General features: G+C 67.3%; 14 protein-coding genes. 5 read left to right on the top strand and 9 right to left on the bottom strand.

Annotated elements, in window-relative coordinates; all coding sequences use genetic code 11:
* Positions 1 to 287: 287 nt before the first annotated feature.
* Both mqo and O6X71_RS10165 read right to left on the bottom strand, forming a co-directional pair.
* The gene (mqo, locus tag O6X71_RS10160) at positions 288 to 2,006 is read right to left on the bottom strand and encodes a malate dehydrogenase (quinone) (RefSeq protein ID WP_353465741.1); all 1,719 of its coding nucleotides are present in this window, start codon (positions 2,004 to 2,006) and stop codon (positions 288 to 290) included.
* 250 nt (positions 2,007 to 2,256) lie between these two features.
* Positions 2,257 to 3,162 (bottom strand): LysR family transcriptional regulator, encoded by a 906-nt coding sequence (locus O6X71_RS10165; protein WP_093398906.1) that lies wholly within the window; start codon positions 3,160 to 3,162, stop codon positions 2,257 to 2,259.
* Between the two features lie 243 nt (positions 3,163 to 3,405).
* On the opposite strand from O6X71_RS10165, the gene O6X71_RS10170 reads away from it, so the two are divergent.
* From O6X71_RS10170 to O6X71_RS10180, 3 genes are all read left to right on the top strand, one after another.
* A complete protein-coding gene (locus O6X71_RS10170) occupies positions 3,406 to 4,125 on the top strand; it encodes a pirin family protein (protein ID WP_353465742.1) in 720 nt (239 codons plus the stop codon).
* Positions 4,126 to 4,242: 117 nt separating this feature from the next.
* A complete protein-coding gene (gene wrbA, locus O6X71_RS10175) occupies positions 4,243 to 4,845 on the top strand; it encodes an NAD(P)H:quinone oxidoreductase (RefSeq protein ID WP_056064956.1) in 603 nt (200 codons plus the stop codon).
* A gap of 110 nt (positions 4,846 to 4,955) precedes the next feature.
* Positions 4,956 to 5,471: a ferritin-like domain-containing protein gene (locus O6X71_RS10180; protein ID WP_056489424.1), complete on the top strand. Its 516-nt coding sequence runs from the start codon at positions 4,956 to 4,958 to the stop codon at positions 5,469 to 5,471.
* Positions 5,472 to 5,533: 62 nt separating this feature from the next.
* On the opposite strand, the gene O6X71_RS10185 is transcribed toward O6X71_RS10180, so the two are convergent.
* The 6 genes from O6X71_RS10185 to O6X71_RS10210 all read right to left on the bottom strand — a co-directional run bounded on the left by O6X71_RS10185 (position 5,534) and on the right by O6X71_RS10210 (position 14,995).
* Positions 5,534 to 5,914 carry a hypothetical protein gene (locus O6X71_RS10185; RefSeq protein WP_235524733.1) on the bottom strand — a complete coding sequence of 127 codons (381 nt, stop codon included), beginning with the start codon at positions 5,912 to 5,914 and terminating at the stop codon, positions 5,534 to 5,536.
* A 100-nt stretch (positions 5,915 to 6,014) separates the two neighbouring features.
* Positions 6,015 to 8,273, bottom strand: coding sequence for a glycosyltransferase family 4 protein (locus O6X71_RS10190; protein WP_353465743.1), 2,259 nt, complete (start codon positions 8,271 to 8,273; stop codon positions 6,015 to 6,017).
* Positions 8,270 to 9,370: a zinc-dependent alcohol dehydrogenase gene (locus O6X71_RS10195; RefSeq protein WP_353465744.1), complete on the bottom strand. Its 1,101-nt coding sequence runs from the start codon at positions 9,368 to 9,370 to the stop codon at positions 8,270 to 8,272. Before O6X71_RS10195 ends, O6X71_RS10190 begins: the two co-directional genes overlap by 4 nt.
* Entirely contained in the window at positions 9,363 to 11,426 is a 2,064-nt protein-coding gene (locus tag O6X71_RS10200; RefSeq protein ID WP_353465745.1) for a glycosyltransferase, read from the bottom strand. The genes O6X71_RS10195 and O6X71_RS10200 overlap by 8 nt, the downstream gene beginning before the upstream one ends.
* Positions 11,423 to 13,624, bottom strand: a complete 2,202-nt coding sequence (glf, locus tag O6X71_RS10205; protein WP_435368473.1) for a UDP-galactopyranose mutase — start codon at positions 13,622 to 13,624, stop codon at positions 11,423 to 11,425. Before glf ends, O6X71_RS10200 begins: the two co-directional genes overlap by 4 nt.
* Positions 13,625 to 13,804: 180 nt before the next feature.
* The gene (locus O6X71_RS10210) at positions 13,805 to 14,995 is read right to left on the bottom strand and encodes a glycosyltransferase family 4 protein (protein ID WP_353465747.1); all 1,191 of its coding nucleotides are present in this window, start codon (positions 14,993 to 14,995) and stop codon (positions 13,805 to 13,807) included.
* A gap of 229 nt (positions 14,996 to 15,224) precedes the next feature.
* On the opposite strand from O6X71_RS10210, the gene O6X71_RS10215 reads away from it, so the two are divergent.
* Both O6X71_RS10215 and O6X71_RS10220 read left to right on the top strand, forming a co-directional pair.
* Positions 15,225 to 18,146, top strand: a complete 2,922-nt coding sequence (locus tag O6X71_RS10215; protein ID WP_353465748.1) for a DUF2339 domain-containing protein — start codon at positions 15,225 to 15,227, stop codon at positions 18,144 to 18,146.
* Positions 18,143 to 19,492, top strand: coding sequence for a DUF3999 family protein (locus O6X71_RS10220; RefSeq protein ID WP_353465749.1), 1,350 nt, complete (start codon positions 18,143 to 18,145; stop codon positions 19,490 to 19,492). The genes O6X71_RS10215 and O6X71_RS10220 overlap by 4 nt, the downstream gene beginning before the upstream one ends.
* A gap of 68 nt (positions 19,493 to 19,560) precedes the next feature.
* On the opposite strand, the gene O6X71_RS10225 is transcribed toward O6X71_RS10220, so the two are convergent.
* Complete coding sequence (locus O6X71_RS10225; protein ID WP_353465750.1) at positions 19,561 to 20,403, bottom strand: alpha/beta fold hydrolase; 843 nt, start codon at positions 20,401 to 20,403, stop codon at positions 19,561 to 19,563.
* Positions 20,404 to 20,696 lie beyond the last annotated feature (293 nt).

Here is a 20,696-nt window from a genome sequence, read left to right on the forward strand (position 1 = left end):
TTTGGAGCCGATCCTTGGCCGGATTGGTGGTGGTTTTGCGAGGGTGGCGGGGCGATCATCTTGCGACCGTGGCAGATCGTCGCAGCGTAGGACAGCCGTTCCAAGGACTTAAGGTACGTTCCGGAAACAGCGCTCGCTGATCCTCCCCCGCCAGGGGGAGGTGGCTGGCGTTTGCCAGACGGAGGGGGCGGCAGGCGACGACCGCCGTTCCGTGTCCTCCCCCTCCGTCACCTTCGGCGACACCTCCCCCTGGCGGGGGAGGATCGTGAGGTGGCGTTTGGTATAGATTACAGCGCGAGGTCGGGGCTGCGGTCTGGCTTTACGCGCATGGCCGCGGGGCGTGGGCCGGCTGCGACGCCGACCGTGGGCGAGGGGATCGCGAGTTGCAGCGTGTCGGCGGTCGAGGCCCAATGCTCGGCGAGGACGTCCGGGGTCTCGTTGAGCATCACGCCGTAGGTCGGCACGATCTCGCGGATCTTCGCCTGCCAGCCGGCGGTGGCGAGGTGGTTCGGGAACACCTTCTTCAGCAGGTTGAGCATGATCGACGGGGCGGTCGAGGCACCGGGCGAGGCGCCGAGCAGCGCAGCGATCGAGCCGTCCTTCGACGCGACGATCTCGGTGCCGAGCCGCAGTACGCCGCCCTTCTCCGGATCGCGCTTGATGATCTGGACGCGCTGGCCCGCCTGCCACAGGCGCCAGTCGCCGTCCTTCGCACCCGGGAAATACTCGCGCAGTGCGTCCATCCGGTCGCTGTCCGACATGATGAGCTGGCCCGCGAGATATTCGACGAGGTCGAAATCGTCCCAGCCGACCGCGAGCATCGGCCGGAAATTGTCGAGCGTGACCGACGCCGGAAGATCGAAATACGAGCCTTCCTTGAGGAACTTGGTCGAGAAGGTCGCGAACGGGCCGAACAACAGCGCCTGCTTGCCATCGAGGAAGCGCGTGTCGAGATGCGGCACGGACATCGGCGGCGAGCCGACCGCCGCCTTGCCATAGACCTTGGCGAGATGGCGGTGGGTGATTGCGGGCTTGTCCGCGACCAGGAACGAGCCGCCGACCGGGAAGCCGGCATAATCGTCGGCCTCGGGGATGCCGGACTTCTGGAGGATCGGCAGCGCGCCGCCGCCGGCGCCGGCGAACACGAAGCGTGCCTTGATCACCTGCTTCTCGTCGGTCTTCATGTCGCGCGCGGTGACGCGCCAGCGCGCCTTCTTGCCGCCGATCGTCTCGCGTTCGAGCGAGCGGACCTCATGGCCGGTGGTCAGCGTGAAATTGTCCTGCTTGGCGAGCGAGGCGATATACTGGCGCGTGACCTCGCCCCAGTCGCAATCGGTGCCGAGCGGCGAGCGCGTCGCGGCGAGCTTCGTGCCGGGCGCGCGGCCCTCCATCATCACCGGCACCCACTGCGAGATCTGCTTAGGGTCGGTGGTGAATTCCATGCCCGAGAAGAGCGGGCTCGCCTGGAGCGCGGCATGGCGCTTTTGCAGGAAGGCGACGTTGGCATCGCCCCACACCAAATTCATGTGCGGCGTCGAATTGATGAATGAGCGCGGGTTGGCGAGGATGCCGGTATCGACCTGGTGGCTGAGGAACTGGCGCGTGACCTGGAACTGCTCGTTGATCTCGACTGCCTTGGCGATCTCGACCTTGCCGTCGGCCGCGTTGACCGGCGTGTAGTTGAGTTCGCACAGCGCGGAGTGGCCGGTGCCGGCGTTGTTCCAGCCGTTCGAGCTCTCGTCGGCGACCTTGTCGAGACGTTCGACCATCTCGATCGTCCAGGTCGGCTCGAGCTCGCGGAGAAGGACGGCGAGCGTCGCGCTCATGATGCCGCCGCCGATCAGCAGGACGTCGACCGTCCGCTCGGTGGTCGCGGCATCGGCGTGCGCGATCGGCAACGCCGCTGCACCGCCGGCGACGATCGCCGAGCCGAGCAGATTGCGGCGGGTCACGCCGGTCTTGGTTTCTGGGGACATCGTGTCGTTAGCGTCTGGCCGCATGGTCATGCCTTTACGTTTCGGCATGGTCCGCTGTCCCGACACAGGCCGAAGACGACGAAAATCCATGACCGGATTATCGGGTCAGCCACGCGAAAATTACGTAAAATCGATACATGAACTACCGACTGAGCGCGGCCGCTGCTCAAAGTCCTCATCCCGGTATCGGGTTTCGTTGGGATCGCGCTGGGGTGCAAACTCGAGCGTCTATCCAGCCTCTTACATGGCATCCGGCCCGGTTTTGCGCAAGGTCGCCGCTTTACGCTTGCCCTGCGTTCGGATCCCGGAGGCGTGCGGCGAGGAAGTCTATGAGTGCTTCGACGCGGGCCGGGCGGAGGGGACTTGGCGGGGTCAGGAGGTGGAGACCGATCTTTGCGGGCGCCCAGTCTTCGAGGATGATGACGAGTGCGCCGGACGCGATATGCCGGTCGACGATGAAGTCGGGCAGGCGCGCGATGCCAAGGCCGGCGATGAGCGCGGGGACGATCGCCTCGCCGCTGTTGGCGGTGAGCTGGCCTTGCAGGCGGACCGAGACGTCGGCGCCGCCGGGGCCGTGGAAGCGCCACGGGCCGACGACGTTCGAATAGCCGACCAGCTGGTGCTCGCCGAGCTGGGCCGGGTGCGTCGGGGTGCCGTGCTTGGCGAGGTAGCTGGGTGCGGCGACGGTGTGCGCCTGGATGCTGCACAGGCGGCGGGCGCGGAGCGAACTGTCGGGCAGCTCGGCGATCCGCAGCGCGACGTCGAAGCCTTCGGCGACGATGTCGACGCGCGCATCGGACAAGTGGAAATCAACCTCGATACCCGGGTGCGCGACGAGGAACTCGGCGAGGATCGGGGCTACGTTGGTGACGCCGAAGCTCATCGGGGCGGCGAGGCGGACGCGGCCGGTATGCGCGCTGGCGGCGTCGTGCGCGGATTCCTCGGCGGCGCGGGCTTCGGCGAGGATACGCGCGGCGTGCTCGGCGAGCGGCTTGCCGGCTTCGGTGAGCGCGAGGCGGCGCGAGGTGCGGTGGAAGAGCGACTGGCCGAGATGCGCTTCGAGACGGGTGATCGCCTTCGACACGGTGGCCTTGCTGAGCCCTACCGCGTCGGCGGCGGCGCTGAACGAGCGGTGCTCGACGACGCTGGCGAAGATCGCCCAGGCTTCGAGATCGGGCAGGCGCATGGGGGTCTCCGATATTAGAGCCGTACTGGATTTATCACCCCGGCGGAGGCCGGGGCCCAATTGGAAAGGCCAATGTAACGACGGACGGCGCGTCGTCATTGATGTCCCCCAATTGGGCCCCGGCCTTCGCCGGGGTGGTCGATTGGCCGATACGGGATAGCCACCGAAACGATCGGTTTCCAGCGTTTCTATTTACGGCGTAATCGCAGCGCCTATCTTGGGTTCAACCAGTGGAGACATATCATGACGACCACGACCCTTTCCAAAATCGAACGCCGCCCCTTCGAGAGCCTCGGCCATGCCGATCACGGCTGGCTGAATGCGCGGCATCATTTCTCGTTCGCGAGCTATTACGATCCGGCCCGGATGGGCTGGGGCGCGATCCGCGTGTGGAACGACGACCAGATCGCTGCGAACTCGGGCTTTCCACCGCATCCGCATCAGGACATGGAGATCATCACCTATGTCCGCAGCGGGGCGATCACGCACCAGGATTCGCTCGGTAATAAAGGCCGCACCGAGGCGGGCGACGTGCAGGTGATGAGCGCGGGTACCGGCGTGCGGCATGCCGAGTATAATCTCGAGCCCGAGACGACGACGATCTTCCAGATCTGGATCGAACCTTCGCGCAAAGGTGGCGCGCCGAGCTGGGGTGCCAAGCCGTTTCCGAAGGGCGAGCGCTCGGGTCAGTTCGTGACGCTGGCGAGCGGGTTCGAGGGTGACGGCGACGCGTTGCCGATCCGGGCGAATGCGCGGGTGTTGGCGGCGACTTTGAAGGCTGGCGACAGCGTCGACTATGCGGTCGCCGAGGGACGCCATGTGTACCTGGTGCCGGCGACCGGTGCGATCACGATCGGCGACGACGCCTTTGGTGCGCGCGACGGAGCGGCGCTGCTGGGCGGCCAGACGGTGACGATCACGGCTCAAGAGGACGCCGAGATCGTTCTGGTAGACTCGGAGTAAGACTCCCCTCCCGCTTGCGGGAGGGGTCGGGGGAGGGGCTTCCTCCCGCGATCCCGCCCGGAACTGCCCTCCCCTAACCCCTCCCGCACGCGGGAGGGGAACTCAAAGGAAACGCCCATGACCAAGGTTCTCGTGCTCTATTACTCGTCCTACGGCCATATCGAGCAGATGGCGGATGCCGTTGCCGAGGGCGCGCGTGCCGGTGGAGCCGAGGTGGACATCCGCCGCGTCGCCGAAACCGCACCGCAGGCGGTGATCGAAGCCGCGCACTTCAAGACCGACACCGCGCATGCCGAGATCGAAGGCCCCGCCGCGCTCGAGCAGTATGACGCGATCATCGTCGGTGCGCCGACCCGGTTCGGCCGGATGCCGGCGCAGATGGCGCAGTTCTGGGATACGACCGGTGGCCAGTGGTTCTCGGGCGCGCTGATCGGCAAGGTCGGCGGTGCGTTTACCTCGACCGCGAGCCAGCATGGCGGCCAGGAAACGACGTTGTTCTCGATCATCACCAACCTGATCCATCACGGCATGACGATCGTCGGGCTCGACTATGGCTTCCAGGCGCAGATGGGCGTCGACACGGTCAAGGGCGGCTCGCCCTACGGCGCGACGACGATCTCGGACGGCGACGGCAGCCGCATGCCGAGCAAGGACGAGCTCGACGGCGCGCGCTACCAGGGCAAGCGGATCGCCGAGACGGCGGCCAAGCTGAAGGGCTGATCCCCCGACGCTCCGGTGGTTGGGGAGACGAAACTTACCCCGCGGTAAGGGCGTTTCCCCACCACCGGAGCATTTCGCTTCGCGTGCACCAGCTATGCGAGGATATGATCATGGGCTTGTTTTCCAAGGACATCGCGACGTTCGAAGACCTGTTCCTGCACCAGTTGCAGGACGTATATTATGCCGAGCACCAGATCACCAAGGCGCTGCCGAAGATGACCGACAAGGCGACCGCGCCGGGTCTGAAGGCCGGGTTCGAAACGCATCTGCGCGAGACCGAGGGACAGATCGTTCGCTTGGAGCGGATTTTCGAGCTGTTGGGCGAGAAGGCCAAGGCGGTGACCTGCCCGGCGATCGACGGGATCATCAAGGAAGCGAACGAAGTCGCGGGCGAGATCGCCGACAAGGCGGTCCTCGACGCGGCGCTGATCGCGTCGGCGCAGGCGGTCGAACATTACGAGATCACGCGCTACGGCACGCTGATCGCGTGGGCGAACCAGCTTGGTCGCAGCGAGATCGCGGCGATCCTTAAGGAAACGCTCGACGAGGAATATGCGACCGACGACAAGCTGACCGCCATGGCCACGTCGAAGGTCAATCCGAAGGCCGAGGCGGTTACCGCCTGAGCCTTTCGTATCGTAACTAAGAAAACGGGCCGACGATCATGCGATCGCCGGCCCATTTTCGTTCAGGCCTTCTTGCGCGCGCGCTTGGGTGCTGCGGCGGCGGCGACGTCCTCTTCCTCGTCCGGTGCGTCCTCACCGGCTTCGGTCAGTGCTTCGCCGAGTGCCTTCAGCTTGTCCTGCGACTTGTCGGCTTTGTCGGCGATCTTGGTCGTCGCGGTGCCGAGGCGGTGGAGGAGCGCGTGGACGCGGTCGGCGTCGGGCGTGTCCTTCTCCAACTGCTTGCGCAGCGAGCCGAGATCGCGAAGGATGCCCTTGGCGCCGGAGACGTCGGTATCGGCCAATGCGGCTTCCCAATCCTCGACCATGTCGGCGCCCTTGGTGGGCTTGGTCGCGTCGAGCCCGCGATTGATCGCGTTCATCGTTCCTGCAAATTTAATGGCCATGTGATCTCTCTCCGCATGCCTTTGTGGCAATTGTCAACGCGACGTGGCGGCGGAAATGTCCCCTCGATCGTATCGACTTCGATCAGTATCCGGGCCCAAGTTAACGCAGGATATCGGGTCCCTCCGCCTGCCGGATGACGTCGGCGAGCGCGGCGTTCGGTACGCGGTCGGCGAGGACCGGCGAGCAGGCGAGCAAACCGTTGGGGCAGTAGCGATCGTCGTCCCAGCCGGGGTGGTCTAGGATCGGGTAAAGGCACACGCCCTCGACGGGTACGCCGAGCGACTGGGCGATCTTCACCTCGCGCAGGATCATGCGGAGCCAGGCGGGACGCGCGCTGCCTTCGATGCCGGTTTCGGCGATGAAGATCGGGCGGCCGTAGCGCGCGTAGGCGTCGGCGAGGATCGCGTGGAGCGGGCGGCTGAGGGGATGGTCGTAGGCTAGCGGGGGGCCGCCGTGGATCCACTGGTTGTTGTGGTAGAAATTGACGCCGACGATATCGAGCAATGGCGCGCGGCCGCCGATCTGCGGCCACGCTTTCCCCGCGATCATGTCCCAGGCCTGGTATTGCGCAAGGCGGTGGCCTTCGGCGGCGGGGGCGTCGTTGGGGCGGGCGGGGTCGGTGATGACGTTGATGACCGGGTCGGCGTGGACGAAGCGCGCGGCGGGGTCGACCGCGAGGATCGCTTCCATCGCGGCGATCGATGCGCGGGCGAGCTGGACCTTGAGTTCGTAGCCGCGGCCACGGGCGAACGGGTTGAGATAGGCTGCGTCGCCGCCGCCCCAGGCGAAGAACGAGATCTCGTTGACGGGGGCGTAGAAGCGGGTCTCTCCAGCTGGGGCCGGGCCGATATGGCGCGCGGCGGCGGCGGCGAAGGCGGCAAAGCGCGTGACGAAGGCGGGCGTCCAGATGTCGATGTCGTCGGGCCAGCCGTAATGGAGCAGGTCCCAGATAACTTCGGTGCCTATCGCCTTGGCGGCGTCCAGCTGGCGGTTGAGGCTGGACCAGTCGTAGCGGCCGGGTTCGCGTTCGATCAGATGCCAGCGCAGGCCATCGCGGACGGTCAGGATGCCTAGCTTGGCGAGTTCATTGTAGTCATGCGCGGCGAGGGCGTCGTGGTGGCTGGCAGCGATGACGTCGACGCGCTTGCGGTCGTGTGCGCGGCGGTGGGTGGAGGATTCGAAGCCGCCTTGCAGGAAGCTGCGGAACAGGCCGGTCGGGCGGGGTAGGGGTGGCCGGTCCGACAGGACTTCGGCAAACAGGTCTTCCCAGCGAGGGACGACGGCGGCGACGACGTACTCGCTGTCGACCTTGGCGCGGAGGGCAGTGCCGAGGCGGGTCCGCAGTGCCGGGTTTTCGATGAGTTTCGTGATCGCAGTAGCGACCGCGGGCGGGGCTTCGTGGGGCACGAACAGGCCGCTGATCCCGTCGACGACCTGTTGTTCGGAGCCGTTGTCGCGCGTTGCTATGACGGGGAGGCGTGCGGCGCCGGCTTCAGCGATAACGTGCGGCATGCCTTCGCCGCGCGAGAGCCAGACGAAGATGTCGAGCGCGGCGAGCAGGTCGGGCACGTCGTCGCGGTCGCCGAGGAAGGTCAGGGCGGTGTCGAGGCCGAGCGCATGCGCGCGGCTTCGGAGTGCCGCGGCATATTCGGGGATGAAGGCGTCCGGTCCACCGATCACGACGAAGCGTGCGCGGGGATGGCGGGCATGGACAAGCGCGGCGGCTTCGATGAAGTCTTCGACGCGCTTCTTGGGGTCGAGCCTGCCTAGCCAGCCGATCAGCGGTACGTCTTCGGCGATCCCTAGCGTCGCGCGGACGGGGACTCGCCGGGTGGGATCGAAGGCGCGCGTGTCGACCATCGATGGGATCTCGATCGCGTGGTGTTCGCGGCCGGGCATGCGGCCGGCGGCGGCGTCGCGGATCGAGGCGCACACGCCGACATAGCGGGCGGTGAAATGCTTGGGGCCGGCAAGCGCTTCGGAGACGAGGCCGCCATGTTCGATCAATGGCGGGCGGAGGTGCATGCGTTCGAGCGCGGGATAGATGTCCGCGACGTTCTGGCACGAGACGACGACGTCGTATGCGGGCAGCTTGCTCGCGAGGTAGGCGACGGTCTCGTCGAAGCCGAGCGTATAGGGCGTGCGGTCGACGGGGACGCCGATCGCTTCCAGCTGCGCGTGCGTCTGCTCGGGCATTCCGTCTTTTCGGAAGCAGGCGACGACCTCGATCCGGTAGCGCGTCGGGTCGAGCGTCTGGGCGAGCAGGCGCACCTCCGTCTCCTCGCCGCCGACGACGAGCCAGGCGAAGACGAACAGGATGCGGATCGGTCGGGCGTCGGCAGTGAGTGCGGTAGTCAATCGCCGACCTTGAACACGATCTGGAGGAATTCGGGCCGCTCGCCGACCAGCCGCGCGATGAACCCTGGGGCTTCGTCGTACGGCACGACATGCGTGATGAGTTGCGCGCGGATCTCGGGGCCGCGGGCGAGCAGCAGCTTGACCGTCTCGTTGGCGAGGCGGCGGCGGTCCCATTGGAAGCCAAGCCCGCGCGGGACGCGGTTGATCTGGGCGCAGCGGAGGTTGAGGCCGTTGTGGTGGAACTCCTCGCCGAGCCGGAGCCGATCCGCGCCGCCCTGATAAAAGGCGAGGTCGATCACCGTGCCCTGCGGTCTCAGCGCGCGCATCGCGGCGTGGAGGCTGGCGGCGTCGGCGCGGGTCTGGAACACGACGTCCGCGCCCCGATCGTCGCCGCCGTGAAGCCAGCGTGCCTTGGCATACGCCCAGGCCTGGTCCTCAGTCATCGCGGTGATACCGAGGCATTCGGCGCGCAGGCGGCGGAAGGGGGACGGGTCTGCGATCACGACTTCGCTCGCGCCGGCGGCCTGTGCGAACAGGGCCGTCAGCATGCCGACGATGCCTGCGCCGATCACCAGCGCGGGGCGGCCGCGGATGCCGTCGCCGAGGTTGACCACGTTGGGTCCCAGCAATTCGACGTCCGCGTGGAGAATGCCGTTGGCGGCGATCGGACCCATCTGGCCGATATAGATGCCAAGGATCGGATCGAGCTCGGGCGGGAGCTTGGTCAGCAAGTCGTTGAACGGGTCCGCGGTGTGGCCGGTCTTGTGGCCGAACACCGTGCCGACGACGTCGCCGTTCGCGAAATCGTCGACCCGGCTGTCGCTGACGCGTGCGCATTCCATGTAGCCGAGAAACGGCACCGGATAGTGCGCGCTCGGTTCGCCGGGGACGAACACGCCGCGACCTGCATCCCAGCGCGAGTGGAGATACGGGTTGCTGTTCTTGACGAAGGTGAGCTCGGTGCCGGCGGAAAATCCGGTGTAGAGCAGGTCGAGCCGGACCTGGCCGTCACCCGGAGGCGCCTCGTCATAGCCGAAGAAATAGGCCTGGCCGGGGCGTTCGACGCCGAGCGAACGGACGTGGCGCCACTCAGACATGCGCCACCTCCCGCTCGCGGATGTCGATCGCGCGGCCTTCGACGGCGGAGCGTTCGATCGCCAGTGCGAGGCGGAGCGTTTCGAGCGCGGCGGGGTAGGGGCAGCGGATGCGGTTCTCGCCGCCGCGCACGGCGTCGATAAAGTCGCGATCCTCGAGCACGACCGGATCGCTGCCGGTGCCGCGGACCGGGCGGCCGCGGCCGATGTCGATCATCACGTCGCGATCGGTCAGTTCGATCGCGAGGCCTTCGCCGAAGAGGTGCAGGCCGACGCGGTGGTTCCAGTTGAGCAGGCAGGTGGACGCGAAATTGGCGATCGCGCCGCTGGCGAAGGTGAGCATCGCGGTGCTGGTGGTGGCGACGTCGAGACCGGGGAAGGCGGCGCGGTCGATATGGCCCGACTGGCCGTAGACGCGGACGACGTCGCCGACGAGGTAGCGCGCGAGATCGACGAGATGCGTCGTCTGTTCGAGCATCTGGCCGCCCGACGCGTCCTTCTTCCACCACCAGCGCGGCGGCGGCGTGGAGTCGAGCCAATAGCCGGAGAGGAGGCGTGCGGGGGTCGCCGAAAGCAGCGCCTTCACCTCGTCCACGGTGTCGAGATAGCGCCAGTGATAGCCGACCGCGGTGACGAGGCCGAGCCGGTCGACTGCGGCAGCGACGTCCTCCGCGGTGCCGAGGTCTAGCGCGACGGGCTTCTCGACGAAGAACGGGAGCTTATGTTCGATCGCGAGGCGTTCGGGTTCGCCGTGCGCGAACGGCGGCACGCAGATGTAGAGCGCGTCGAGCTCGACGGCCCCCAGCATCGCGGCGGCATCGTCGAACGCGCGGGCGCCGAAGCGGGCGGCGGCTTCGGTCGCGCGGGCCATGTCGACGTCGGCGACCGCGACGATCGCGACGTCGTCGAACTGCTCCAGCACGCCGAAATGGCGATTGGCGATGCCGCCTGCGCCGATGAACCCGATCCGTGTCCGCTCCACGCCGTCTCCCTTTGTATGTTGGTCTTGCACGGCGGCGTAGACCGCGCGCGTGTCCGCGATCATGCGATCGGCCGAGAAGAGATCCTGCTGGCGTTCGATCGCGGCACCGGCCATTGTCTTGAGGCCGTCGCGGTCGGCTAGCAACGTGACGATCGCATCGGCGAAACTTGCCGGGTCCGCGGCGGTCAGGCGACCGGTGACGCCGTCCTCGATCGCTTCGGCATTGCCGGGTGCGACGGTGGCGACGACGGGGAGGCCGGCGGCCATCGCTTCGAGCGCGACCAGCGGCAGGCCTTCGAACGCCGACGGCAATACGAGCAGGTCGGCAAGCGTCATCAGGTCGGCAACGTCGCTGCGGGTGCCGAGCATGCGGACTGTGCCGGCGAGACCCTTCGCGGCGATGGCGCGTGCGGTTTGCGTCAGGAGGGGGCCTTCGCCGGCGAGCAGCACGATCAGGTCCGGGTGCGCGGCGCGGATTGCTGGCAGCGAGTCGAGCAGGAGCGCGTGGCCTTTTTGCTCTGCAAAGCGTGCGACCATCAGGAGGACGGGGGCATTGCCGACGCCCCATTCGCCGCGAAGGGCTTCGCGCGAGCGCGAGGGTTTGTGCGCGCCGACGCCGTTGTGGATCGTTGCGACAAGAGCCGGATCGACGCCGGCTGCGCGGTGGCTGCCGCCGACTGCGTCCGACACGCAGATCAGGCGCGCGAGTGTTGCGGAGGTGTTGCGGTGTTCGTCGCGTTGGGCGGGGTCGGTGAGGAGATAGGGGAGGTGCTCGGTTCGGATCACAGGGACGCCAGCCGCGTGCGCAGCGCGGACGGCGGCGTGACCTTCCCAGCCGATACCGGCATGGACGTGGACGATGTCGGGCGCCGCGCGGTCGAGCCAGCGGGCGAGGTTGGCATCATCGTCGAGCGCCTTGACTGCATAACCCCTGGCGGCGGCGTGTTCGAGCAGGCCGGTGCCGGGACGCGCGGCGACGACGATCTCGTCTCCGCCCAATCCCTCGGCGAGCGTCATCATGTGTGCGCCGACGCCGGACGGGGCGAGGCTGTCGGTCAGCAGGCAGATGCGGGTCATTCGGCGGCCATCACGGGGGTTTCGAGGACGGCGGATTTCGCGACCATGCGGCGATAGGTGGCGAGCGCTTGGCCGACGACCTGATCCATATTGTAGTATCGATAGGTCGCGAGGCGGCCGACGAAGGTTACGCCTTCCTCAGCATCGGCGAGTGCCTCGTAGCGTTTGAACAGGGCTTGGTTCTCAGGGCGGGGGATCGGGTAATAAGGATCGCCCTCCGCGCTCGGGAATTCGTAGCTGATGCTGGTCTTCGCGTGAAGCTGGCCGGTTAGGTGCTTGTACTCGGTGATGCGCGTCTGCGGCACGGTTTCGTCCGGGTAGTTGACGACCGCGACCGGCTGGAACTGCGCGACGTCGTGCGTTTCGTGGCGGAACTGGAGGCTGCGATAGGGCAGCTTGCCGAAGCGGAAGTCGAAATACTCGTCGATCGGGCCGGTGAAGACGATGTGGTCGACGTCGACCCGGTCGATCACGTCGCGGTATTCGACGCCGAGGTCGAGCGTGATGCCGGGGTGGTCGAGCATCGCCTCGAACATCCGGGTGTAGCCGTTCGCCGGCATCGCCTGGAATGTGTCGGTGAAATAGCGGTCGTCGGTCGAGGTGCGGGTCGGGACGCGCGCGGTGACGGCGCGGTCGAGTTCGGACGGGTCGAGGCCCCATTGTTTCCGCGTGTAGCCGCGGAAGAACGTCTCGTAGAGATCGCGGCCGACCGCGGCGACGACGACGTCCTCGGAGGTACGGATGTCCTCGACCGATTCCGCGCGGCTGGCGAGGAAGGCTGCGGCTTCCGCGTCGTCCTTGAGCGTCAGGCCGTAGAGGTCGTTGAGCGTGGTGCGGTTGATCGGCATCGGCACGAGCTTGTCGTCGACGCTGGCGAGCACGCGGTGTTCGTACGGGCGCCATGCGGTGAAGCGCGACAAATAGTCGAACACGTCGGCGGAATTGGTGTGGAAGATGTGCGGGCCGTAGCGGTGGATCAGCACGCCCGCCGCGTCATGCTCGTCATACGCGTTGCCGCCGATGTGCGGGCGGCGATCGACGACGAGGACTCGCTGGCCACTGTCGTTGGCCAGGCGTTCGGCGAGGACCGCGCCGGCAAAGCCTGCGCCGACGATCAGCGTGTCGTAGCGTTCGCGCTTCGGGGCGGGGCGGAAGGTGCGTTTCGCGTGGAGGACGCGATCGATCTCGGTGGCCATGGCGGTTTGCGTGCGGTCCCAGGATTGCGTGGCGAGCAGGCGGTCGGCTTCGTCGCGCCATGCGCCTTCGCGGGGGAGGGCTAAGGCGGCCTCGCAGGCAGCGACGAACGCCGGCGCGTCGGCGGCAATCGCTACGGCCGCTGCGTCGCCGTAATGGCGGATCACGTCGACGATCGGCGTCGAGACGACGGGCAGGCCACCGGCGAGATATTCGGGCGTCTTGGTCGGGCTGATGAAGCGTGTCGCGGCGTTGATCGCGAAGGGCATGAGCGCGACGTCCCAGCCGGAGAGATAGGCCGGGAGTTCGTTGTAGCCGCGTCCGCCGAGCCAGTGGATGTTGGCGCGGCGTGGCAGGTGCGCGGGGTCGATCTTCACGACCGGGCCGATCATCACGAACGACCAGTCGGGCCGCTCAGCGGCGACCGCGTCGAGCAATGCGAGGTCGATGCGCTCGTCGATGACGCCGAAGAAACCGAGCTTCGGGCCGGGGATCTGGCGCTGGTCCTCGGGTTCGGTGTTGCCGGTGCGGGCTTGAGCGAAGTGAGCGACGTCGACTGCCGAGGGGAAGGCGTGGACGTCGCGGTGACGACCGCGCTTGGCTTCGTAGAGGCTGTAGCCACCGGTGAAGACGAGGTCGGCGCGCGCGAGTAAGCGGGCTTCGCGATCGAGCAGGGCGGGGTCGGCGAAGCGGAACGCGGACAGTTCGTCCATGCAGTCGTAGACAACCGCGGCGGCGTCGAGATGCTCGGCGAACGGGAGCATCATCGGCGTGTAGAACCAGAGGACGGGCTTTGCGCGGATGCTCGTCGTAACAAGCATGTCGAGGATTTGCCGCAAGCCTGCCTCGACCTGTTCGGCATTCCACCAATGCGGCAGGCGCGGGCGCAGCGCGATCACGTTGTCGGCGGGGAAGGGATGGTGTTCGAGAAAGGGCAGCGGGTGGTCGCAGGGGATGTGTTCTTCCCAGACGAACACGCTCTGGGCTTGCGCGAACCGTTTCATCAGATGCTGCGGGCGCTGCGTGACGAAATCCCAGCGGAGATGCGAGAAGCAGATCAGCGGCGGCGGGGGGCTCGTATCGTCTGTCGTGGCGAGGGTGGGAGTAGGTCCGATACCGTGCACGCTCTTCCAATCCGCGAATCCGCGGTCATCCGCGTTGTTGATCGAACCTAAGCCCACGCCTCAGACCTGACTATGCAAATGTAATTGCTTTGCATCATGTATTTGCTGGATAATCGCACCGAAACGCACAACGCTATGCTGCCAAGTCCAACGCTCCAATACGGCGTCGCGGGGCCGGAATTGGGCGTAGGTTTCACGCATTGTAAGGATCGCATCGGCAAACCCGGCCGTCGAAGCGGTCATACCGGTCTCGGGCAGGATGAACTGCAATCCGCAGCGTAATTCCGCGTTGGCGAGTACGGGGAGGCCAGCGAGCATGTATTCGGTGAGGATCGCAGGGGCGCCATCGTCGATGCCGCAGACGACGCCGAACCTGGCGCGGTTCATCAGGCGGTTGACCTCGTCGATGGGCACCCCCGGCGGTCCGACGAACTCGATCGAGAGGTTCTGGTCGCGGGCGCGTTGGCGGAGCGCGTCGGCATCCTCGCCGTATCCGAATACGCAAAGTGCGCGCACGTCGCGCGGCAGTTGCGCGAGCGCGTCGAACAGGATGTCGTGGCGTTTATACGGCTGCGCGGCGGCGACGTAGATCAGGTCGATGTCCTTGGGCGTACCGAGCGGGCGAAACTGGTCGATCGCGGCGAACTCGGGGCCGACCGGCAGGATCGCGGTGCGCATGCCGGGGTGGCGCGCCTCGACCTCGTCCGACTGCCACTGCGCGCCGGTGATGACGAGATCGAAATGCTCGCTGACCTCTGGTGGCACGCGCAACGAGGGCGCGTCGATCGAATTGTAGAGGATGATGCTGTTCGCACAGAGCGCGAGGAGTTCGGGCGCGACGCCGAGACCCAGCACCACCAGGATGTGCGGTGCGCCGAAGGTCTGCACGAAGTCGATCATCTCGGAGGAGGCGAACGGTGCGTGGTCGTGGTCGAGGCGGAAGGCGCGGCGGGCGAGCACCGGGCTGTCGCGGCGGAATGGCGGGTCGCCTTCGCCGCGCCAGTGATGCCAGATCTCGGCCTGCTCGACGATGCCGGCCGCGACGAGCGCGAGCGGAAGGCGTTCGAGATACCCGCCGGCGACGGGCTCGCGGTGGCCGGCGGCACCGGTCCAGGGTCGGCTCGCGGGATCGAGCGCGCGCCATGCCGATCCGTCGCGAGGCGCCGATGCGGTGGAGGGATCCGCGGGAGGCCAGCCGTCGACCCAGTCGCTGATGACGACGACCGATCGGCGTTCGCTCAACGCCACCATGCACGCATCCCCTGCATCGGTATCTCCCCTGGTCTTGCACCCTTTCGTTGCAGGGCAGGCACTTAACGGGCGAAATCGAGAAACGGGATCATGCAGCTTAAATTTAGTCGGCGCGCCTATTCGTAATCGCGCTCGACCGGCGGCGGGGCTTGCGCCATGTTAGTGCAAAGACGTCGATGAATAGGTGGGCGATGACTAGGCGAGGGCAGCGCGAACGATGCTAATCTGGATGGCGATAGTCGGCGCTTTGCTCGGCTGGGTGCTCGGAAGCTTTTCAGAAACCGCTTTATTCTTGGGCGGGGCGGTTGGCTTGTGCATCGGCTGGGCGTTGCGGCGGGCGATGCGGATCGAGATCGTGCGCGAGACCGCGGTACTGAGCGCCGAGGTCGCCTTGTTGCGGGCCCACGTCAACGAACTCATGGACGCGCCGCGTTATCGCACGGACGGTGTCGCCGATGTGGAGGTCCGCACTACGCCGAGCGCGATCGAGCCGTTGGTGGCCGAGCCGCTAACCGCGACGGTTGCGCCGGAGGTCGTATCGCAACGTGAAGCACCGACCGATTTCGATACGCCGGCGGACAGCCTGGCGGCAGCGGACAGGCGCTGGCGCTCACCGCCTTCGGGTGATCGTGCGGCTGCGTCTGTGACCGCACCCGCCGAACCGCGCGAGCCGGGCTGGTTGGCGAGCGGCGTTGCGGCCGCGCGCGGCTGGCTGTTCGGCGGCAACACGATCGTCCGGCTCGGGCTCGTCATCCTGTTCGTCGGGCTGTCGTTCCTCGCCAGCTATGCGGCGGCGGCGGGGCTGTTCCCGATCGAGTTCCGCCTCGCGGTGGTCGGCCTGTTCGGCATCGCGCTGCTCGGCATCGGCTTCCGGACGCGAACCAAGCGTCCGGATTTCGCGCTGGCGTTGCAGGGTGGCGGTGTCGCAATCATCTATCTGACGCTGTTCGGGGCGGCGCGCTTCTACGATCTCGTACCGCTGTCCGCGGCGTTCGTGCTGATGATCGCGGTCTGCGCGCTCGGCTGTGCGCTGGCGCTGTTGCAGCGTTCGCAAGCGCTGGCGGTGACGGCGTTCGCAGGCGGGTTCGCGGTGCCGTTGCTGCTGGGCGGGGAGGGCGGCAATGCGCTCGGCCTGTTCGGGTACGGGACGATCCTCAACCTCGCGATCCTGTTCATCGCACGGGCGCGGACATGGCGCGTGCTGAACCTGGTCGGGTTCTTCGCGACCTTCGGGATCGCGAGCCTGTGGGGCGCGACCGCGTATCGGCCCGAGCATTTCCTGATCGCGCAGATATTCCTGATCGTCTCGGTGCTGATCTACGTCGTGACCGCCGTGCTTTACACGCGGGCGACGCCGGGCAAGTTCGGCAACGCGGTCGATACGACGCTGTTGTTCGGGCCGGCGCTGGCGGGGTTCGGGCTCGAGGTAGCGCTGATCGGCGACCGGCCGTTCGGCAGCGCGTTTGCGGCATTGGGCTTTGCGGCATTGTATCTGGGTGTCTCGCTGGTGGCGCGGCGTCGACAGCGTGGGGGACAGCAAGAGGGGCTGCGCGTGATGAACGAGGCGATGCTGGCGATCGGCATCGGCTTCGTCACGATGGCGATCCCGCTTGCGCTGGGCGCGCGCTGGACCTCGGCGGCGTGGGCGCTGGAAGGCGCGGGCGCGTTCTGGGTCGGGATGCGGCAGGCACGCTGGATGCCGCGGCTGTTCGGGCTGGCGCTGCAGGTCTTCGCGACCTTGCTGTATCTCGGCACGCTCGACGACAATATCGCGGCGCTGCCGTTCGCCAATCCGGCGTTCGTCGGTGCGATCCTGGTGGCGCTCGGGTGGTTCGCGACGGCATGGTTCGCATGGGAGCCGATCGCGCCCGGCGAGACGCGACTTGCGCGGACCTATGCGCGGGGCGAGGCGGTGATCGCGACGCCGGCGTTCTTGACCGGGTTTGCGGCGTGGTGGATCGGCTGGCTGATGGAGGCGACGCGGCTTTATCCGGCGGTCGAGCGATCGCTGTCGCCTGTGCCGGTGTTCTCGGCGAACGTGCAGATCCTGTTGGCGATGCTGGCGTATCTGGTCAGTGCAGCGGCGTTCCAGACGATCGCTCGGCGTCGCGACTGGCCGGTCGCGGCTTGGCCGGCGCGCGTGAGTGTGGGCGCGTTGTGGATCGGCTTCGTGGGGCAGGCCGATCGGGGCGGGACCGTGCTGTCGTCGCCCGGCTGTTTCCTGTGGATCGTCGCGCTCGCGGTGTATGGCTGGATGCTGTTCCGCAGCGACCGTGACGACGTCGCGACGCCAGGCACGCGAGCGGTGGCGTCGGCTAGCCATGTCGCGGGCGTCTGGCTGGCGGTGGTCCTGCTCGCCGACATGCTGTGGTTCGGGATCGATCGTGCGGCCCTGTGGTCGACCGCGTGGAACGAGGTGACGTTCCTGGCCGGCGCAGTGGCGGTGCTTGCGGGCCTCACCTTGTGGGCGGGACCCGCGTTGCGCGGCGACCGGGCGGGAACGCGGTGGCCGCTCGACCGCCATGCGGTGGACTATGCGTGGACGGCGGCGGTGCCGATCGCGCTGGGTATCTTCAGTGGCGCGGCGGCGATCGCGCTGTTTTCATCGGGCGATACCGCGCCGTTGCCGTTCGTGCCGGTGCTCAACCCGGTCGACGTGATGGTCGCGCTGGCGGCGGGTGTGCTGCTGCTGTGGCGGCGGGCGGTGCTGGCCGCGGATGCGGTGCCGGCGGGCGCGGCGCTGTTGGCGAGCAAGCGCATCTGGCTGCCGATCGCCGTGCTTGGTTTCGTTGCGGCGAACGGCGCGTGGTTGCGGACGGCGCATCATCTGGCGGGCGTCGCATGGGAGGCGGATACGCTGCTCGGCAATGCGCTGGTTGAGACCGGGATGGCGATTCTGTGGACGGTGATCGCGCTGACGCTGATGGTCGTCGCGCATCGGCGTGCGACGCGCAGCCTGTGGCTGGCGGGGGCGAGCCTGTTGGGGGCGACGGTCGTCAAGCTGCTGGTGGTCGACCTGTACGCGACCGGCGGCGGCGCGCGGATCATCGCCTTTATCGCGGTCGGGATGCTGATGCTGCTGGTTGGGTATCTGGCGCCGCTGCCCCCTAAGGTAGTGTCGGACGATGCGGAACGCGGAGTAGAGGCATGAGCGGGGTTCGATGGCGGTTGGGCGCACTAGTCGGTGCCGCGCTGTTGGTCGCTGCGGCCCCGGCGGGGTCGGATGGCGAGCCGGAAGGCTACGCACTTCGCCTGCCGCTGTCGGTGGAGGCGGGTGCGAAAGTCCAGCGACTGGCGTTGCCGGCCGCGGTGTTGGCAGGATTGCAGACTCGCGACGGGCATGACGTGCGCGTGTTCGATGCGAAGGGGCGGGCGATGCCCATCGCTCGTGCGGGGGCGTCCGCGGTGGTCGGTCATGTGTCGCTCGATCCGATGCCGATCCTGGGTGCGCCCGATGCGCTGAAGGTGTCGGGCGTGTCGCTGAGGCTCGATGGGCGCGGTGCGGCGCAGGTCGCCGAAGTGCGCGGCGAGCCGGTCGCGGCTGGCGGCGCGCCCGTGCGGCTGGGCGTGTTGCTCGATGCGCGGCAGGTGTCGGGCGCGGTCGCGCGGGTTGCGGTTGCCGCGGACTTGCCGGTCGGCCAGCCGGTGACGTTGACGGTCGAAGCCAGTGCGGACCTGCGCGAGTGGCGGCGGTTGGGCGAGGCGACGGTGTATCGGCGTGCGGGCGAGGCGGTGCGGTCGTTGATCGTCACGCTGGACGATGCCGCCGTGGCGCGGGAGTATCTGCGGATCACGTGGAGCGCGGGGTCTCGGTTGCTGGCACCGGTCGCGATCCGTGGTGCCGTGCTCGACGTGCGGCCCGACGGTGCGGCGGCGTCGGAAACGGTCGAGGCTCGGGCGCCCGCGCCGACGTCCGGGAATGCGCGCGTCGTCGATTTCTCGGTGCCGTTCGCGACGCCGATGGCGAGCTTGCGGGTGATACCGGTCGAGGGCGATGGCGTCGTTCCGGTTCGCATATTGGGGCGGGATGATCGTGAGCAGCCTTGGGCTCTGCTGGAGCAAGGCGTCGCGCGCAGCGATGGCGGGCGCGACATCACGCTGTCCGGCGACGCGCCGCGAGCGATCCGGATCGAGGCCGATGCCCGCAGTGCGGGGTTCACCGTCGCGCCGCGCTTGCGGATCGGCTTTGCAGACCGCGGCGTGATCTTCCTCGCCAGCGGCACCGCGCCGTTCACGCTGGCGGCCGGGCGCGTTGCGGCGAAGGACGTGTTCCTGTCGCTTGCCGATCTTGCCGATGGGCAGGGCAGGCCGGGCGAAGCGCGCCTGGTGTCGGTGCCGGCCGCGACGGTGACACTGTCGGCGCTCGGCGATGCGGGGGCGCCGACGCGGAATATCGTGCTGTGGGCGGTGCTGCTTGCGGCGACGGCAGTGCTGGCCGGGGTGGCGTGGATGCTGTGGCGGCAACAAGCGACGCAAGCGCCGCGCGATCCGAGCTGAGGTCGTGGTCCAAGGTATCGGCCCGCAGCGGGATTCAGATCACGCTGCGGGCCGGTCGTGGCGGGTGATCAGCTCTTCACGAACGCCAGCAGATCGGGGTTGATGACCTCGGCGTGCGTCGTCAGCATGCCGTGCGGAAAGCCGTTGTAGATCTTCAGCGTGGCGTTCTTAAGCAATTTAGCCTGTACGAGCGAGGCGTCTTCATAGGGGACGATCTGGTCGTCATCGCCTTGCAGCACCAGCATCGGCACGGTGATCGCCTCCAGATCCGCGGTCTGGTCGGTCTCCGAAAACGCCTTGATGCCGTCGTAGTGCGCGAGCGCGCTGCCCATCATGCCCTGCCGCCACCAATTCCGGACGACGCCGTCCGAGACGACGGCGTTCGGGCGGTTGAAGCCGTAGAACGGCCCTGATGCGACATCGAGGAAGAACTGCGCGCGGTTCTGGGCGAGCGCCTTGCGGAACCCGTCGAACACCGCGATCGGCGTGCCGCCGGGATTGGCGTCGGTCTTGAGCATCAGCGGCGGGACCGCGCTGACGAGGACGGCCTTGGCGACGCGACCCTGGGGCTGGCCGAACTGCGCGACATAGCGCGCGACTTCGCCACCGCCGGTCGAGTGGCCGATATGCACCGCATTGGTCAGGTCGAGATGCTCGGCGACGGCGGAGGCGTCGGCGGCATAATGATCCATGTCGTTGCCGGTTTCGGCCTGCGACGAGCGGCCATGCCCGCGACGATCATGCGCGACGACGCGGTAGCCCTCGGCGAGGAAGAACAGCATCTGCGTGTCCCAGTCGTCCGACGACAAGGGCCAGCCGTGGTGGAACACGATCGGCTGCGCGTCCTTCGGTCCCCAATCCTTGTAGAAGATGTCGACGCCGTCTTCGGTCTTGATGAAGCCGCTGCTCATTTCGGTAACTCCGTCTTGTCATGGAAGTGCAAGGAAGCGTGCGATCCAGGGTCAAGCCTCTCCGAACACAGGTTTTCCTGATCTGCCGCGCGTCGATCGCGTCTGGAGAATGGCAAACAGAAACCGCGTTCGCGCATGATTGCCATGCCGTCGTGTGATGTAAAAGCCTGGATCGGACTGGGATAGATCGGCCGATCGGATATAGGAAAAGCATCGGCAGGGCGGAAACCGGGCCGGTTTCTTGCAAGATACTGAATTCTTGATTCAATTGAGGCCGTATTCGCGGTGATATT

This window comes from Sphingomonas faeni, from assembly GCF_040407505.1.
In the GTDB taxonomy this organism is placed as follows: Bacteria; Pseudomonadota; Alphaproteobacteria; order Sphingomonadales; family Sphingomonadaceae; genus Sphingomonas; species Sphingomonas faeni_E.

Coding starts and splice junctions, on each gene's coding strand:
- mqo (WP_353465741.1), bottom strand. CDS start 2,006: ATGACCATGCGGCCAGACGCTAACGACACGATGTCCCCAGAAACCAAG.
- O6X71_RS10165 (WP_093398906.1), bottom strand. CDS start 3,162: ATGCGCCTGCCCGATCTCGAAGCCTGGGCGATCTTCGCCAGCGTCGTC.
- O6X71_RS10170 (WP_353465742.1), top strand. CDS start 3,406: ATGACGACCACGACCCTTTCCAAAATCGAACGCCGCCCCTTCGAGAGC.
- wrbA (WP_056064956.1), top strand. CDS start 4,243: ATGACCAAGGTTCTCGTGCTCTATTACTCGTCCTACGGCCATATCGAG.
- O6X71_RS10180 (WP_056489424.1), top strand. CDS start 4,956: ATGGGCTTGTTTTCCAAGGACATCGCGACGTTCGAAGACCTGTTCCTG.
- O6X71_RS10185 (WP_235524733.1), bottom strand. CDS start 5,914: ATGGCCATTAAATTTGCAGGAACGATGAACGCGATCAATCGCGGGCTC.
- O6X71_RS10195 (WP_353465744.1), bottom strand. CDS start 9,370: ATGTCTGAGTGGCGCCACGTCCGTTCGCTCGGCGTCGAACGCCCCGGC.
- O6X71_RS10200 (WP_353465745.1), bottom strand. CDS start 11,426: ATGACCCGCATCTGCCTGCTGACCGACAGCCTCGCCCCGTCCGGCGTC.
- glf (WP_435368473.1), bottom strand. CDS start 13,624: ATGAAACGGTTCGCGCAAGCCCAGAGCGTGTTCGTCTGGGAAGAACAC.
- O6X71_RS10210 (WP_353465747.1), bottom strand. CDS start 14,995: ATGGTGGCGTTGAGCGAACGCCGATCGGTCGTCGTCATCAGCGACTGG.
- O6X71_RS10215 (WP_353465748.1), top strand. CDS start 15,225: ATGGCGATAGTCGGCGCTTTGCTCGGCTGGGTGCTCGGAAGCTTTTCA.
- O6X71_RS10220 (WP_353465749.1), top strand. CDS start 18,143: ATGAGCGGGGTTCGATGGCGGTTGGGCGCACTAGTCGGTGCCGCGCTG.
- O6X71_RS10225 (WP_353465750.1), bottom strand. CDS start 20,403: ATGAGCAGCGGCTTCATCAAGACCGAAGACGGCGTCGACATCTTCTAC.